Consider the following 15705-nt stretch of genomic DNA (forward strand, 5'->3'; position numbering starts at 1 on the left):
GCCTTCGGGCCCCCGTTTACGTTTCAGCCCCGGCGCAGGGCGCTGCGGAAATCTGACAACCGGAAGGCGCCGATCACGAAGCCGATGCCGAAATAGGCGACAATGCCTGTGCCGCACAACACCGCCAGCGCCGCATAGCGCAGCCCCGCCATGCCCAGCATCGGCCCCAGCGCCACCTGCCCCAGCCACAGCACCCCGCCCATGGCAACCGAGGCCAGCGCGATCCGCCACACCCGCCCACGCAGCCGCGCATCGGCCCGCGCCTCGTCGCCCATGCCGCGGGTGCCCAGCCACAGCTGCACCAGCATGAACCAGCCCGAAACCGTGGTGGCCAGCGCGGCAGCAGCAAAGCCGATCAGCGGCATCATCCCCACGGCAAAGGTGACATTCACCACCATCGACACGACGGCATAGCGGAACGGGCGGCGCGTATCCTCGCGCGCGTAATACAGCGGTTGCAGCGTCTTTTGCAAAACAAAGGCCGGCAAGCCCAGACCATAGATCGCCAGCGCCAGCGCGGTGTTGGCCACATCGTCGGCGCCAAACTCGCCGCGCCCGAACAGCACCGAGATCAGCGGCATGGCCAGCACCACCAGCGCGACCGCCGCCGGCAGCGTCAGCGCCATCACGAATTCCGTCGCCCGGTTCAGCGAGGCACGCCCGCCATCGGCATCCCCCGCGCGCAGGCGGCGCGACAGGTCGGGCAACAGCACGGTGCCCACCGCAATCCCGACCACGCCCAGCGGCAGCTGATAGAGGCGGTCGGCATAGGACAGCCAGGCAACGGCGCCTTCGGTAAAGCTGGCCACTTGCCGGCCGACCAGCAGGTTGATCTGCACCACCCCGCCTGCCAGCACCGCAGGGGCGGCGATCACCAGCAGGCGCCTCAGCTCTGGCGTCAGGCGCGGACGGCCCGGCACCAGCGTGAACCCCGCGCGCGAGGCAGAGATCCAGGTAAAGGCGAACTGGGCCACCCCCGTCACCGGCACCGTCCAGGCCAGCGTCAGCCCCATGTCCCAGCCTGCCCGTTCGGCCAGCAGCATGGCGGCGATGAACATCAGGTTCATCAGCACCGGCACGAACGAGGCCTCGGTGAAGCGGCCAAAGGCGTTCAGAACGCCCGATAGCAGCGCAACAAGGCTGATGAACAGGATGTAGCAAAACCCGATCCGGCCATACAGCACGGCCAAGGTGAACCGCTCGTCCCCGGCAAAGCCGGCGGCCATGGCCCAGACCAGCCAGGGCATGGCCAGCGTGCCAAGGATGGAAAACACCGTCAGCAGCCAGGTCATGCCGCTGAACGCATCGCGCGCAAAGCCCGCCGCATCCTCGCCCGCTTCAAGCTTCTTGGCGAACATCGGCACAAAGGCCATGTTGAACGCCCCTTCGGCAAAGAAGCGGCGGAACATGTTGGGCAGCGAAAAGGCGACAAAGAACGCCTCGGCCGCCGGGCCGGCGCCCAGATAGGCGGCCATCATCACATCGCGCGCAAAGCCTGCGCCGCGTGACACCAGCGTCCATGATCCCACGACCATGGCGGAGCGGATCAGACGGATCGGCTTCATCCCTGTTTCGCGCGTTCCGCGCCTTCGGCGATGGCCTGACGCAGTTTCTTTTCCAGCGAATCCTGCCGGGCCTTCTGGTGCAGTTTCAGCCCGAAGGCATCCTTGACATAGAAGCTGTCGACCACCTGCGCCCCGAAGGTCGCGATCACCGCGCTGGCAATGTAGATGTTGTTCGCCGCAAGGGTCCGGGTCAGATCATACAGCAGGCCCGGCCGGTCGCGGGTATCGACCTCGATGATCGTGTAGATGTCGGACCCTTCGTTGTCGAAGGTGATCGTGGTGGGAAAGCGAAAGGCGCGTTCGCGCTTTTTCACCTTGTCGCGGTCCTTCAGCGCCTCGCGCGCCACGACCTCGCCGCGCAGGGTCTTTTCGATCATCTGGCGCAGGCGCGGCAGGCGGCTGACCTCATAGGGATGGCCATCGGCGTCCTGGACCCAGAACACGGCCGTGGCATAGCCATCCTTGGACGTATAGGTCCGCGCATCGACGACATTCGCCCCGACCAGCGCCAGCGCGCCGGCCAGACGGCTGAAGATGCCGGGATGATCCTCCAGCACAAAGGCGGCGCGGGTGGCGTCGTGGCCTTCCTCGGGGTGCAGGTCGATGCGCACCTCGCCCGCCCCGATCCCGCGCAGCAGCCGGGCAAAGGCGACATGCGTTTCGGTCGGCAGGCCTTGCCAATAGGGGCCATAATGCCGGTCGGTTTCCGCCTTGAGATCGGCGCGCGGCCAATCGGCCAGCGCATCGCGCAGCGCGCGCTTGGCCTCGTTCTCGCGCATGGACCGGCTGACCGCCTCGAGCCCGTTTTCCAGCGCATCGGCCGTGGCGCCGTGCAGCTGGCGCAGCAACGTGGCCTTCCAGTTGTTCCAGGTGTTGGGCCCCACCCCGCGGATGTCGCACACCGTCAGCACAGTCAGCAAATCCAGCCGCTTGCGCGTGCCCACCATGCGGGCAAAGCTGCGCACCGTGCGCGGGTCGGAAATGTCGCGCTTTTGCGCCGTGTCCGACATCAGCAGATGATAGCGGACCAGCCATTCGACCGTTTCGCAGTCGTCGGCGCTTAGCCCCAGCCGGGGCGCGACACGCCGGGCAATCTGGGCGCCAAGAATGGCGTGATCCTCGGGGCGGCCCTTGCCGATGTCATGCAGCAGCAGCGCGACATACAGCACCTTGCGGTTCACCCCGGCCTTGAGGATGCCCGAAGACAGCGGGTGTTCCTCGACCAGCTCGCCGCGCTCGATCCGGTCAAGGATGCTGATGCACTGGATGATGTGCTCGTCCACCGTGTAATGGTGGTAGACGTTGAACTGCATCATCGCGACGATCGGCTCGAATTCCGGCAAGAACGCCGACAGCGCCCCCAGCTCGTTCATGCGGCGCAGCGCCCGTTCCGGGTTGCCATGCTTGAGCATCAGGTCCAGGAAGATGTGCTGCGCCTCGGGGTCCTGGCGCATATCTTCGTCGATCAGATGCAGGTTCGCGGTGACCAGCCGCATGGCGTCCGGGTGGATCAGCAGGCCGGTGCGCAACCCTTCGTCGAAAAGCCGCAGCAGGTTCAGCTTGTCGGCGATGAATTCGGCAGGTTCCGCCACCGTCAGCCGGCCATGCAGCACCTTGTAGCCCGGCCGCACCTTGCGGCGCCGTTTCAGCAGCCCTTCGAGCAGCGGGGCCTTCTTGACGTGGCGCGCTTCAAGAGCGGTCAGGAAGATGCGGGTCAGCTCGCCGACGCGGGTGGCGTGGCGGAAATAGTCCTGCATGAAATGCTCGACAGCCCGGCGCCCGCCGGTGTCTTCATAGCCCATCCGCTCGGCCACCTCGACCTGCATGTCGAAGGTCAGCTGGTCCATCGCCCGGCCGGCGATGTAATGCAGATGGCAGCGCACCGACCACAGGAAGGTTTCGGCCGCACGAAAGCGGTAATATTCCTCGGGCGTGAACAGACCATGCTGCACCAGCCCTGCGGCGCTTTCCGATCCGTGCAGGTATTTGCCGATCCAGTAGAGCGTCTGCAGATCGCGCAGCCCGCCCTTGCCTTCCTTGACGTTGGGCTCCAGCACATAGCGCTGGCCGCCTTGCTTGCGGTGGCGCTCGGCGCGCTCGGACAGTTTCGCCTCGATGAATTGCGGGGCGGTCGAGGCGAACAGCTCTTTTTGCAGCAGCAGGTGAAGCTCTTGCGAAAGCCCCTTGTCGCCGGTGATATAGCGCCGCTCCAGCAAGGCGGTGCGGATCGTCATGTCCTCATGCGCAAGGCGCAGGCAGTCCTTGATGGTGCGGCTGGCATGGCCGACCTTGAGCCGCAGATCCCACAGCATGTACAGCATGGATTCGATCACGCTTTCCGCCCATGGCGTGATCTTCCAGGGGGTCAGGAACAGCAGATCCACATCGGAATGCGGGGCCATTTCGGCCCGGCCATAGCCGCCCACGGCCAGGACCGACAGGCGCTCGGCCATGGTGGGCACCGGCACCGGGTGCAGCTGGGTGGTTGCCATCTCGAAGGCGGCGCTGACCAGCAGATCGGTCAGCAGCGATTGCGCGCCGACCAGCCCCCGCGCCGCGCGCGGGGCGGCGGCAAAGGCCTCGGCCAGCCGGGCATTGCCCTGGGCCTGGGCCTGCGCCAGATGGCGCACCACGACCGCACGGCGCGCCGGGGCATCGGCCCCCGCAGTGCCGGCCAGATCGGACAGGATCGCGGCACGCAGCGCTGCCGAATCGATCAGATCTTCGGCAGCGCAGGGATTGCGGTTGTCATCGGACAGGATCAGCGGCAGGCGGGGTTCAGAACCCGGCGCCGCCGAAGCTTCTTGGGGCAGGATCAATCACGACCACCTGTCTGTTGCGGACCTCGGCCACCGCCAGCGCCCGTTCGTTGGTGCCGTCGGATTTGAGGCGGAATACCCCGCTGACCCCGGCAAAGCCAGAGGATTGCGTCAGCGAAGCGCCCGACAGCGCATCGCTGCGCCCCGACCGCACCAGCGCCCCGACAGCCGCGATCCCGTCATAGGCAAGGCCCGCGATCGGATGCGGTGCCGCGCCGTAAGCCGCCTGATAGCGCGCCTGGAAGGCCTGATACAGCGCCGGGTCCGGCAGCGCGAACCAGCCGCCCTGCACCCCCGGCAGCGCCAGCGTGGCCTGCGGGATGTCCCAGCGGGTCAGGCCGAGATAGCGCGCCTGTTCCGGCGAAAGCCCCTGATCGCGCAGCATCTGCGTCATCAAGGGCAGCGATCCGGCAGTGTCGGCGGTAAAGAACAGCGCATCCGCACCCGTCGCACGGGCATTGGCCACGATCTGCGGCGCGGCCTGGATCACCTCGTTCTGACCGAAGGCATAGCCCATGGTGGACACCAGCGTCGCCCCCGAGCCCGAGATGGCACGGGTGATGGCGGCGCGGCCGATCTCGCCGGCCGGGGTCTGCTCGTGGACGATCATCACCCGGCGCTGGCCCTGACGCGCCGAATAGCGCACAAGACGATTGGCCGTGTTTTCAAAGGTCGGGCCAAGGACGAAGACATTCGCCCCGGCAATGTCCGTGTTGTTCGAGAAGCTGAGCACGTTCACGCCCTGCGCGGCAACCGCGACGCCAGCCGCGTTCGCCTCTTGCGCAAAGACCGGCCCGAGGATGATCTTGGCCCCGTCGGCAACGGCACGCTGAGCGATCGCCCCGGCTTCGGACGCCTGACCCGACGTATGGTAGACCCGCAAGTCGATGCGCACGCCGCCCAGATCGGAAATCGCCAGCCGCGCGGCATTTTCCAGCGACTGGGCAAGCAGCTGATCGGTCTGCTGCCCGGACCCGCCGGGCACCATCAGGGCAACCGGCACCGGCGCACCCGTGTCGATCGCCGGACCCGTCGCCGACATCCCGACAGGTTCGCAGGCGGCAAGCGCAAGGGCGGTCAGGGCAAACCCTACTCGGCCCAGCGACTTGCGGGCACGGTGCAAAACGGCGATCATCTATACTCCCCCGGGGTAATGCGGTCGGTACCCGGAGCCTAGGCGCTTCCGGCTGCGAAGTAAACTTGCCACGACCGGAAGGACAGCATGACTGACGACATTCCGCCCAGCCGCGCCGGAGCGCGAAAGCCCGAACCCGGCCTGCATCTGGTGGCAACGCCCATTGGCGCGGCCCGGGATATCACGCTGCGCGCGCTGGATATTCTGGCCGGTGCCGACGTTCTGGCCGCCGAAGATACCCGCACGCTGCGCCATCTGATGGAAATCCACGGCATCCCGGTCGCCGGCCGTCCGCTGATCGCCTATCACGACCACAACGGCGATGTTGCGCGGCCTCGGATTCTGGCGGCGCTGGCCGAAGGGAAATCGGTTGCCTATGCCTCCGAGGCCGGAACCCCGCTGGTTGCCGACCCCGGCATGAAACTGGCGCGCGAGACCATCGCCGCAGGGCACCGTGTTCTTGCCGCCCCCGGCCCCTCGGCCGTGCTGGCCGCCCTCAGCGTTGCCGGCCTGCCCACCGACCGCTTCCTGTTCGCCGGCTTCCCGCCTGCAAGCGCAGGGGCGCGGCGCAGCTGGATGACCGAGCTGGCCGCAATCCCCGCAACGCTGGTGATCTACGAAAGCCCGAAACGCGTTAGCCGAACATTAGGGGAATTGCGCGAGATTATGGGGGGATCACGCATGGCTGCGGTGTGCCGGGAACTGACCAAACGATTCGAGGATGTAACCCGGGGGACGCTGGCAGACCTTGCTGATCGCTTTGCAGGGCAAGAACCCAAGGGGGAAATCGTCCTGGTGATCGACCGAGGCGCCGAAATCGTGGCGACCGAGGCGGATGTGGAACTGGCGCTGGCAGGCGCGCTTGCAGCGCCTGGTGCCCGGATCAAGGAGGTCGCGGCAGAGGTTGCGACGCGCTTTGGCCTGGCACGGCGCGATGTCTATCAGATGGCCTTGCGGGTGGCCGAGCGGGAGTAGACGGAATGGGCGGACTTGTCGGGTATCTTTCGGGTGTCGCTGCCGAAGGTGCGGTGGAACAGCATTACGAACGCGCGGGCCGCGCCATTGCCGCCCGGCGCTGGCGCGGCCGCTGGGGTGAAATCGACCTGATCGCGCGGGATGGCGAAACGGTGGTCTTCATCGAGGTCAAGAAGGCCTCGACCCATGCCCGCGCGGCGGAACGGCTTGGCCCCCGGCAGGTGCGGCGCATCTGGGCTGCGGCGACGGAATTTCTGGACGGTGAGCCGCGCGGCGGGCTGACCGACGTGCGGTTTGACGTGGCCTTGGTCGATTCGCTTGGCCGCGTCGAAATACGCGAGAATGCTTATGCTGCATGAGGCTTCCTTGCATCGCCCCGCAGGCTGGACCATCTAGGTGCAGGCGCATTGCGGAGGGAACGATGAAGGTAGCCTTGCAGATGGACCCGATCGGGTCGGTCAACATTGATGCGGACAGCACGTTCCGCATCGGCCTGGAGGCTCAGGCGCGGGGGCATTCCCTGTTCTATTACACGCCCGACCGGCTGGCGTTTTCCGAAGGGCGCGTCATCGCGCGTGGCTGGCCGATCGAGTTGCGCAAGGTCAAGGGCGATCATGTGACCTTTGGCCCCGAGACCGAGGTCGATCTGGGCGAGTTCGATGTGGTCTGGCTGCGGCAGGACCCGCCTTTTGACATGGGCTACATCACCACGACCCATATCCTCGAGATGATCCATCCGCGGACGCTGGTGGTGAACGATCCGTTCTGGGTCCGCAACAGCCCCGAAAAGCTGCTGGTGCTGCGCTTTGCCGACCTGACACCGCCCACCACGATCGCGCGCGATCTGGCGACGATCCGGGCCTTCAAGCAAAAGCATGGCGATATCATCCTCAAGCCGCTTTATGGCAATGGCGGCGCGGGCGTGTTCCGTCTGGACGAGAACGACCGCAACCTCTCGTCGCTCTATGAGCTGTTCACCAGCATGAGCCGCGAGCCGATGATCGTGCAGAAATTCCTGCCGGCGGTGTCCAAGGGGGACAAGCGGGTGATTCTGGTCGATGGCGAGCCGGTGGGCGCGATCAACCGGGTGCCTCAGGCGGGCGAGACGCGGTCCAACATGCATGTCGGTGGCCGGCCCGAGCCGGTGGGCCTGACCGATCGTGACCGCGAGATCTGCGCCCGTATCGGGCCGGTCCTGCGCGACAAGGGGCAGGTCTTCGTTGGCATCGACGTGATCGGCGACTGGCTGACCGAGATCAACGTGACCTCGCCCACGGGCATCCAGGAATTGGAACGGTTCGACGGCACCAACACCGCCGCGCTGATCTGGCAGGCGATCGAGGCGAAGCGGGCCGCGCAAGCGTGAGCCGCCGGCTGGAGCTGCTGCGCCTGGTCCTGCGGCGGCTTGCCCGGCCCCGCATGGCGCGTGTGGCAACTCCGGCTGAAGCGCGCCGCCAATTTCGGCGGGGGGCGCGGCTTTTCGCGGCGCCGCCCTTCCTGCTGCATCAGACCGCCGGTGCGCCCTTGCACCGGATCACCGCCGGGCCAGTATCAGAGGCGGCGGTGATCTTGTGGTTCCATGGCGGGGCCTACATGGTTGGCGGCCCCGAAACCCATGCCGCCATGCTGGGCCGACTGTCCCGGCTTTCCCGGCTGGCGGTGGTGGCCGTGGACTATGCCAAGGCGCCCGAGCACCCTGCCCCCGCCGCGTTCGAGGAGGCAAGGGCCGCCCATGCCGCCTTGATGGATCAGGGCTGGCAGCCATCGCAGATCGTGCTGGGGGGCGACAGTGCCGGGGGCGGTCTGGCGCTGGCGCTGCTGGCCGATCTGTGCGCGCGCGATCTGCAACCGGCCTGTTGCATCGCGTTTTCCCCATGGACCGACATGACGCTGTCGGGCGCCAGCCTGCGCACGAATGCCGCGCGCGACCCGCTGCTGCCTGTCAGCCGGATCGAGGAGGCGCGCGCCTATGTCCTGGGCGCTCTGGCCCCGGACGATCCGCGCATCTCACCGCTGCACGCGCAATTCCATGCCCCGCCCCCGGTGCTGATCCAGGTTGGCAGCGACGAGATCCTGCTGGACGACTCGCGGCGCATGGCCGAGCGGCTGCGCGCCGCTGGCGGCGAGGTCACGCTGGAGGAATGGCCCCGCGCCCCGCATGTCTGGCAGATGTTCGACGGCTGGATCCCCGAGGCGCGGGCCGCGCTGAAGATCGCCGCAGGCTTTGCCGCCCGTCACGCCGGCACCCCGATTGCCAGCCGGTAGCCGACCGCCTCGGCCACATGCGGCAGCCGAACGTCGGCTGATCCGTCCAGATCAGCAATGGTGCGCGCCACCCGCAGGACACGGTGATAGCCGCGCGCCGACAGGTGGAACCGCTCGGCCACCCGCACCAGCAGGGCCTTGCCTTCGGCATCCGGGGTGGCGATCTGTTCCAGCAGCGCGCCTTCGGCATCGGCATTCACCCGAACCGCCGGATGATCGGCAAAACGGGCCGCCTGCACCGCGCGCGCGGCCTCGACACGGGCCGCCACAACGGCCGAGCTGTCGCCCGAGGGCGGCAGGTCCAGATCGGCAAAGGCGACTGGCGGCACCTCGAGCCGCAGATCGAAACGGTCGATCAGCGGGCCCGAGATGCGGCCAAGATAATCCTCGCCGCAACCCGGGGCGCGGGAACAGGCGCGGGCGGCATCGGCCAGATGGCCGCAGCGGCAGGGATTGGCCGCCGCCACCAGCAGGAAACGGCAGGGATAGCGCACATGGGCATTCGCGCGCGACACCATGACATCGCCGGTTTCGATTGGCTGGCGCAGGGTTTCCAGCACCGGGCGGGGGAATTCCGGCAGCTCGTCCAGGAAGAGCACCCCGTTATGGGCCAGCGACACCTCGCCCGGTTTCGCCCCCCGACCGCCCCCGATGATTGCCGCCATCGAGGCGGTGTGATGCGGCTCGCGGTAGGGACGTGCGCGGCTGATCCCGCCATCCGAGAGCAGCCCGGCCAGCGAATGAATCATCGAGGTTTCCAGCGCCTCGACCGGCGAGAGCGGCGGCAAGATACCCGGCAGCCGCGCCGCCAGCATCGACTTGCCCGAACCGGGCGAGCCGACCATCATCAGGTGATGCCGCCCCGCCGCCGCAATTTCCAGCGCGCGCTTGGCCCGCTCCTGCCCCTTGACGTCGCGCAGATCGCGATGCGAGGGCGGGCGCGCAACCTCGCCGGCCGTGGCGGCGGGCAAGGCGATCTGGCCCGTGAAATGGCGCAGCACCTCGGCCAGCGTGCCGGCGCCCAGCACATGGGCCGCGCCAACCCAGGCCGCCTCGGCCCCGCAGGCGCGCGGGCAGATCAGGGTCTTCTCGGCCTCGGCCGCCGCCAGCGCGGCGGGCAGCGCCCCCAGCACCGGCACAAGCCGGCCATCCAGCGCCAGCTCGCCTAGCGCAACTGCCCCCTCGGCAGCCTCTTTCGGCACGATGTCCAGCTCGGCCAGCAGCGCAAGCGCAATGGCAAGGTCGAAATGCGAGCCCTCCTTCGGCAGGTCTGCCGGAGACAGGTTGATCGTCACCCGTTTGGACGGCAGCGCGATGGACAGCGCATTCAGCGCCGCCTTGACCCGTTCGCGCGCCTCGGACACCGCCTTGTCGGGCAGGCCGACGACCGCAAATCCCGGCATCCCCGGCACGGCGGCGCATTGCACCTCGACCAGACGCGCCTCGACCCCTTCGAAGGCCACCGTAAAGGTCTTGGCCACCATCTTGCGCCCCATACCCAATGGTTAACGGGTAAGCCGGAATGGTTGACGAAAGGTTAACCCCTTCTGTTGCAATAACTTCATACAGACTTAGCAGAACCGCCACACAGCCCCCCTAGCACTGGCCCCAGACGCCTGACCGTTCCGGCCGGGCGATCCGCCATTCGCTATGGAGCACGACATGAAACAACAGCTGATCGGCGCCCTTCTGGCCAGCGCCGCAATGACCGCCCCGGCCCTTGCGCAAACCGAGGTGCAATGGTGGCACGCCATGGGCGGCGAGCTGGGCACAAAGCTGGAGCAGATCGCTGCCGGCTTCAATGAAACCCAGAAGGATTTCAAGATCGTCCCGGTCTACAAGGGGAGCTACCCCGAGACGCTGACCGCCGCCATCGCCGCGTTCCGCGCCAAGGAACAGCCGGCCATCGTGCAGGTGTTCGAGGTTGGCACCGGCACCATGATGGCCGCCAAGGGCGCGGTCTATCCGGTCTACAAGCTGATGGCCGATCAGGGCAAAACCTTTGACAAGGCCGATTATCTGGCGCCGGTCGTCGGCTATTATTCGGACCCCGAAGGCAACATCCTGTCGCTGCCGTTCAACTCGTCCACACCGATCATGTATTACAACAAGGACGTGTTCGCCAAAGCCGGGCTTGACCCCGAAGTCGCCCCGAAAACCTGGGCCGAGGTCGAAAGCTTCTCGAAGAAGATCGTCGACTCGGGCGCTGCGAGATGCGGGTTCACCTCGGGCTGGATCAGCTGGGTTCAGCTGGAAAACCTGTCGGCCCTGCATGACGCGCCCTATGGCACCAAGGAAAACGGCTTTGCCGGGCCGGACACGGCATTCACCTTCAACGGTGACGTGCAGGTCAAGCACTGGGGGAACCTGAAGAAATGGGCCGATGCGGGCCTGTTCCAGTATGGCGGCCCGGTGGGCGGCAACGATGCCCCGCCGAAGTTCTACACGCAGGAATGCGCGATCTACATGAACTCCTCGGCCAGCCGCGCGGGCGTGATCAACAACGCCAAGGACTTCAAGGTCGGCTTTGCCCCGCTGCCCTATTATGACGATGTGATCGCGGAACCGAAGAACTCGATCATCGGCGGCGCGACGCTGTGGGTGCTGAACGGCCGCCCGGCGGCTGAATACAAGGGCGTGGCTGCCTTCTTCGACTATCTGTCGAAGGCCGAGGTGCAGGCGGACTGGCATCAGTTCACCGGCTATCTGCCGATCACCCACGCGGCTTATGACCTGGGCGTCAGCACGGGCTATTATGCCAAGACCCCCGGCGCCGACGTCGCGATCAAGCAGATCACCCGCGGCACCCCCAGCGCCCATTCCAAGGGTCTGCGCTTTGGCAACCTGACCCAGGTGCGCGACGTGATCGACAGCGAATTCGAAGCCCTGCTGGCCAGCAAGAAGACGGCCAAGGAGGCGCTGGACAGCGCGGTTGCCCGTGGCAACACCATCCTGCGCGACTTCGAAGCCGCCAACAAGTGATCTGATCACGCTCTTCCGGGGCACGCGCCAGCCGCGCGTGCCCCGGTTGCATTGCCGGAACCTGCCATGCAGACAAAACGCACGATCTTTCCGAACAAGGGCCTGCCCTGGCTGCTGATCGGGCCGCAGATGATCGTTACAGCGGTCTTCTTCCTGTGGCCCTCGGCGCAGGCGATCTGGACATCCTTCCGGCGCGAGGATCCCTTTGGGCTGAACACCACCTTCGTCGGCCTGTCGAACTATGCCCGCCTGTTCGAAAGCGGCGAATGGCTGGAGGCCGCAGGGCGCACGGCGGTGTTCGCCGTCTCTGTCACGGCGCTGTCCATGCTGGCCGCGCTGACGCTGGCACTGGCGGCCAACCGGGTGCTGCGCGGATCGCGCATCTATACGACGCTGCTGGTCTGGCCCTATGCCGTGGCGCCGGTCGTGGCTGGCGTGCTGTGGTGGTTTCTGTTCAACCCGACCATCGGCATCCTGCCACTGGCGCTGTCCGCGCTGGGGATCGACTGGAACCACCGCATCAACGGCGATCAGGCGATGATCCTGATCGTGATCGCCGCCGCATGGAAGCAGGTGTCCTATGATTTCCTGTTCTTCCTGGCCGCGCTGCAATCGGTGCCCAAATCCCTGATCGAGGCCGCAGCCATCGACGGTGCCGGCCCGTTCCGGCGGATGCGCGACATCGTGCTGCCGCTGATTTCCCCGACCACGTTCTTCCTGCTGATCGTCAACATCAACTACGCGATGTTCGACACCTTCGCGATCATCGACGCGACCACATCGGGTGGGCCGGCGGGGGCGACAAACATTCTGGTCTACAAGGTCTATGCCGACGGGTTCCTGGGGCTGAACCTGGGCTCGTCCTCGGCACAGTCGGTGGTGCTGATGCTGATCGTGGTGGCGCTGACCTTCGTGCAGTTCCGCTATGTCGAACGCAAGGTGCAATACTGATGATCGAGAACCGTCGCTGGCTGGATTTCCTGACCCATGCCATCCTGATCCTAGGGGTTGCCATCGTCGCCTTTCCGGTCTGGGTCGCGCTGGTTGCCTCGACCCATCCGGCGGGCACCTTTGCCACCGGACACATGCCCCTGCTGCCTGGCGGCGCGGCGTGGGAGAATTACAGCACCGTCCTTGGGTCGGGCATGCGCGGCGCGGGATCCGAGCCGCTATGGCGGATGCTGGTCAATTCGGCCGTCATGGCCGTGCTGATCACGGTCGGCAAGATCGCCATCTCGCTGACCTCTGCCTATGCGATAGTGTGGTTCCGCTTTCCGCTGCGGGTGGTGTGCTTCTGGCTGATCTTCATCACCCTGATGCTGCCGGTCGAGGTGCGGATCCTGCCGACGTTCAAGGTGGTGGCAGATTTCGGGCTGCTCAACAGCTGGGTCGGCCTGACCCTGCCGCTGATCGCCTCGGCCACGGCAACCTTCCTGTTCCGGCAGTTCTTCATGACCGTGCCCGAAGAGCTGGTCGAGGCCGCGCGCATCGACGGCGCGGGACCGATGAAGTTCTTCCGCGACATCCTGCTGCCCCTGTCGCGCACCAACATTGCCGCGCTGTCGGTGATCCTGTTCATCTATGGCTGGGTACAATACCTGTGGCCCACCCTCGTGACCACCGATCCGAAATTCTACACCATCGTCATGGGCATCAAGCGCATGGTCGCGGTGGCCGAGGCAGACCCCCAGTGGAATTTCGTCATGGCCGCCGTGGTGCTGGCCATGCTGCCCCCCGTTCTGGTGGTGATCTTCATGCAAAGGCTCTTTGTGAAGGGTCTGATCGAGACGGAGAAATAACATGGCCCGCATCCAGATCGGCGCCCTGCGCAAGACCTATCCGGGCGCGAAAACCGACACGCTGCACGGCATTGACCTGACCATCGAGGATGGCGAGATGGCCGTTCTGGTCGGCCCGTCGGGCTGCGGCAAATCCACCCTGCTGCGGATGATCGCGGGGCTGGAAAGCGTCACGTCCGGCGACATCCGCATCGGCGAGCGGGTGGTCAACCAGCTGGAACCGGCCGAGCGTGACATTGCCATGGTGTTCCAGAACTACGCGCTTTACCCGCACATGACGGTGCGTGGAAACCTGGAATACGGGCTGAAGAACCGCCGCACCCCGCGGGCCGAAATCGACGCCCGCGTGACCGAGGCCGCCCGCGTGCTGGAGATCGAGCCCTTCCTGGACCGTAAACCCCAGGCCCTGTCGGGCGGTCAGCGCCAGCGCGTTGCCATGGGCCGCGCCATCGTGCGCAAACCGCAGGCCTTTCTGTTCGACGAGCCGCTCTCGAACCTTGATGCCCGGTTGCGCGGGCAGATGCGGGTGGAAATCCGCCGCCTGCAGCGCCGCTTTGCCACCACGTCGATCTATGTGACGCATGATCAGCTGGAAGCGATGACGATGGCCGACAAGCTGGTGGTGATGAACGCAGGCCGCATCGAACAGGTCGGCAGCCCGATGGATCTGTTCGATGCGCCGCGCAGCCTGTTCATGGCCAGCTTCATCGGCGCGCCGGGCATGAACCTGCTGCCGGTCGATGACCTGCGCGGGGCGGGCGTCGATCTGGGCGGGCTGCCGGGCAACACCTCGGTCATCGGGATCCGGCCCGAACACCTGACGACCGATACCGTCGGGGCGGGCATCGTGCTGGACCTGACAGTCGAGGCGGTAGAGCTGGTCGGGTCGGAAACGCTGGTGCATCTGGGCGCGGCCGGTCTGTCGGCCCCGCTGGTGCTGCGCCGGCCCGGGGCGCTGTCTGTCGCGCCCGGCACGCCGCTGCGCGTGGCGCTGCCCGCCGGACACCTGCATGGCTTTGACGGTCATGGCCTGCGCATTGGCGCGGCCAGCCGACAGGGACAGCCGCAGACAGCTGCCATGTCCTGATGTGGCGGCGGGGGGACAGAGGCGCAGCCCCCGCCCCCCTGCATGTCATGCCGCGACAAACCCGGCCAGACGGCCGCGGATGATCGCCTCGGCGTCGCGGACCATGCGGCCGATCAGGTCTGCGCAGGTCGGAATGTCGTGGATCAGGCCCTGGATCTGGCCAGCCCAGATCAGCCCGGCATCCAGATCGCCGGTCGTCAGCGCCTGACGCCCCCTGGCCCCCGACACCAGCGGCTGCACATCGGCAAACACCGCACCCGGGCGCGCGCCGATCTCGGCCACCTGTTCAGACACCGAATTGCGCGCGACGCGGCCGGTGTTCTTGAAGCCGCGGAAGATCAGTTTCGTATCCCGCTCGGTGTTCTTGACCAGGAATTCCTTGACCGCCGGATGGATCGGCGCCTCGACCGTGGCGCAAAAGCGGGTGCCCATGTTCACCCCTTCGGCCCCCAGCGCCAGCGCCGCCGCAAGGCCACGCCCGTCGCCAATCCCGCCCGAGGCAAGCATCGGCACCTTGATCTGATCGGCCGCCGCCGGGATCAGCACCAGACCGGGCACGTCATCCTCGCCCGGGTGGCCGGCGCATTCGAACCCGTCGATGGAAATGATGTCGGCGCCCATCTTCGCGGCCGAGACCGCATGACGCACGGCGGTGCATTTGTGCAAGACGGTGATGCCATGGGACTTGAAGTCGTCGACATGTTCTTGCGGCTTGGCCCCGGCGGTTTCGACGATGCGGATGCCGCTGTCGATGATCGCCTTGCGGTATTCGGCATAGGGCGGCGGGCTGACCGACGGCAGGATGGTCAGGTTCACGCCAAAGGGCTTGTCGGTCATGCTGCGGCAGCGGTCGATCTCGCGGCGCAGATCGTCGGGGGTCGGTTGCGTCAGCGCGGTCAGGATGCCCAGCCCGCCCGCATTGGAAACGGCTGAAGCCATCTCGGCCGTGCCCACCCACATCATGCCGCCCTGCACGATCGGATGTTCGATCCCCAGCATCTCGGTGATGCGTGTCTTGATTGCCATGTCCTGCAAACCTTCCTCAATGTGCAGGCGGGGCCCTGCGGCCCCGCCCTGT

13 protein-coding genes are annotated in these 15705 nt (G+C 66.5%); 8 read left to right on the top strand and 5 right to left on the bottom strand.

The window, feature by feature from the left end; translation table 11 throughout:
- Positions 1-23: 23 nt before the first annotated feature.
- Genes murJ through G481_RS0120705 form a run of 3 tightly spaced genes read right to left on the bottom strand, consistent with a single transcriptional unit; the run spans position 24 to position 5519 of the window.
- Positions 24-1565, bottom strand: a complete 1542-nt coding sequence (gene murJ / locus G481_RS0120695) for a murein biosynthesis integral membrane protein MurJ (RefSeq protein ID WP_028031696.1) — start codon at positions 1563-1565, stop codon at positions 24-26.
- Complete coding sequence (locus tag G481_RS0120700) at positions 1562-4378, bottom strand: [protein-PII] uridylyltransferase (protein ID WP_425402488.1); 2817 nt, start codon at positions 4376-4378, stop codon at positions 1562-1564. Before G481_RS0120700 ends, murJ begins: the two co-directional genes overlap by 4 nt.
- Complete coding sequence (locus G481_RS0120705) at positions 4344-5519, bottom strand: penicillin-binding protein activator (protein WP_028031698.1); 1176 nt, start codon at positions 5517-5519, stop codon at positions 4344-4346. The genes G481_RS0120700 and G481_RS0120705 overlap by 35 nt, the downstream gene beginning before the upstream one ends.
- A gap of 87 nt (positions 5520-5606) precedes the next feature.
- On the opposite strand from G481_RS0120705, the gene rsmI reads away from it, so the two are divergent.
- The 4 genes from rsmI to G481_RS0120725 all read left to right on the top strand — a co-directional run bounded on the left by rsmI (position 5607) and on the right by G481_RS0120725 (position 8759).
- On the top strand, positions 5607-6494 hold the full coding sequence (rsmI, locus tag G481_RS0120710) for a 16S rRNA (cytidine(1402)-2'-O)-methyltransferase (RefSeq protein ID WP_028031699.1): 888 nt from the start codon (positions 5607-5609) through the stop codon (positions 6492-6494).
- Positions 6495-6499: 5 nt separating this feature from the next.
- Complete coding sequence (locus G481_RS0120715) at positions 6500-6853, top strand: YraN family protein (protein ID WP_028031700.1); 354 nt, start codon at positions 6500-6502, stop codon at positions 6851-6853.
- A 62-nt stretch (positions 6854-6915) separates the two neighbouring features.
- Positions 6916-7860, top strand: coding sequence for a glutathione synthase (gene gshB, locus G481_RS0120720; RefSeq protein WP_035026877.1), 945 nt, complete (start codon positions 6916-6918; stop codon positions 7858-7860).
- Positions 7857-8759: an alpha/beta hydrolase gene (locus G481_RS0120725; protein WP_028031702.1), complete on the top strand. Its 903-nt coding sequence runs from the start codon at positions 7857-7859 to the stop codon at positions 8757-8759. Before gshB ends, G481_RS0120725 begins: the two co-directional genes overlap by 4 nt.
- Here the strand turns inward: G481_RS0120725 and G481_RS0120730 are convergent.
- Complete coding sequence (locus G481_RS0120730; protein WP_028031703.1) at positions 8729-10243, bottom strand: YifB family Mg chelatase-like AAA ATPase; 1515 nt, start codon at positions 10241-10243, stop codon at positions 8729-8731. The genes G481_RS0120725 and G481_RS0120730 overlap by 31 nt on opposite strands.
- A gap of 178 nt (positions 10244-10421) precedes the next feature.
- Between G481_RS0120730 and ugpB the strand changes: the two genes are divergently transcribed.
- From ugpB to ugpC, 4 genes are all read left to right on the top strand, one after another.
- Positions 10422-11741, top strand: coding sequence for a sn-glycerol-3-phosphate ABC transporter substrate-binding protein UgpB (ugpB, locus tag G481_RS0120735; protein WP_028031704.1), 1320 nt, complete (start codon positions 10422-10424; stop codon positions 11739-11741).
- 66 nt (positions 11742-11807) lie between these two features.
- On the top strand, positions 11808-12692 hold the full coding sequence (gene ugpA / locus G481_RS0120740; RefSeq protein WP_028031705.1) for a sn-glycerol-3-phosphate ABC transporter permease UgpA: 885 nt from the start codon (positions 11808-11810) through the stop codon (positions 12690-12692).
- Positions 12692-13540, top strand: a complete 849-nt coding sequence (gene ugpE / locus G481_RS0120745; protein WP_028031706.1) for a sn-glycerol-3-phosphate ABC transporter permease UgpE — start codon at positions 12692-12694, stop codon at positions 13538-13540. The genes ugpA and ugpE overlap by 1 nt, the downstream gene beginning before the upstream one ends.
- A 1-nt stretch (position 13541) precedes the next feature.
- On the top strand, positions 13542-14627 hold the full coding sequence (gene ugpC / locus G481_RS24780) for a sn-glycerol-3-phosphate ABC transporter ATP-binding protein UgpC (protein ID WP_051294681.1): 1086 nt from the start codon (positions 13542-13544) through the stop codon (positions 14625-14627).
- A gap of 45 nt (positions 14628-14672) precedes the next feature.
- On the opposite strand, the gene G481_RS0120755 is transcribed toward ugpC, so the two are convergent.
- Positions 14673-15653 carry an NAD(P)H-dependent flavin oxidoreductase gene (locus G481_RS0120755; RefSeq protein WP_028031707.1) on the bottom strand — a complete coding sequence of 327 codons (981 nt, stop codon included), beginning with the start codon at positions 15651-15653 and terminating at the stop codon, positions 14673-14675.
- Between the last annotated feature and the right edge of the window lie 52 nt (positions 15654-15705).

The organism is Gemmobacter nectariphilus DSM 15620, from assembly GCF_000429765.1.
Taxonomy (GTDB): Bacteria; Pseudomonadota; Alphaproteobacteria; order Rhodobacterales; family Rhodobacteraceae; genus Wagnerdoeblera; species Wagnerdoeblera nectariphila.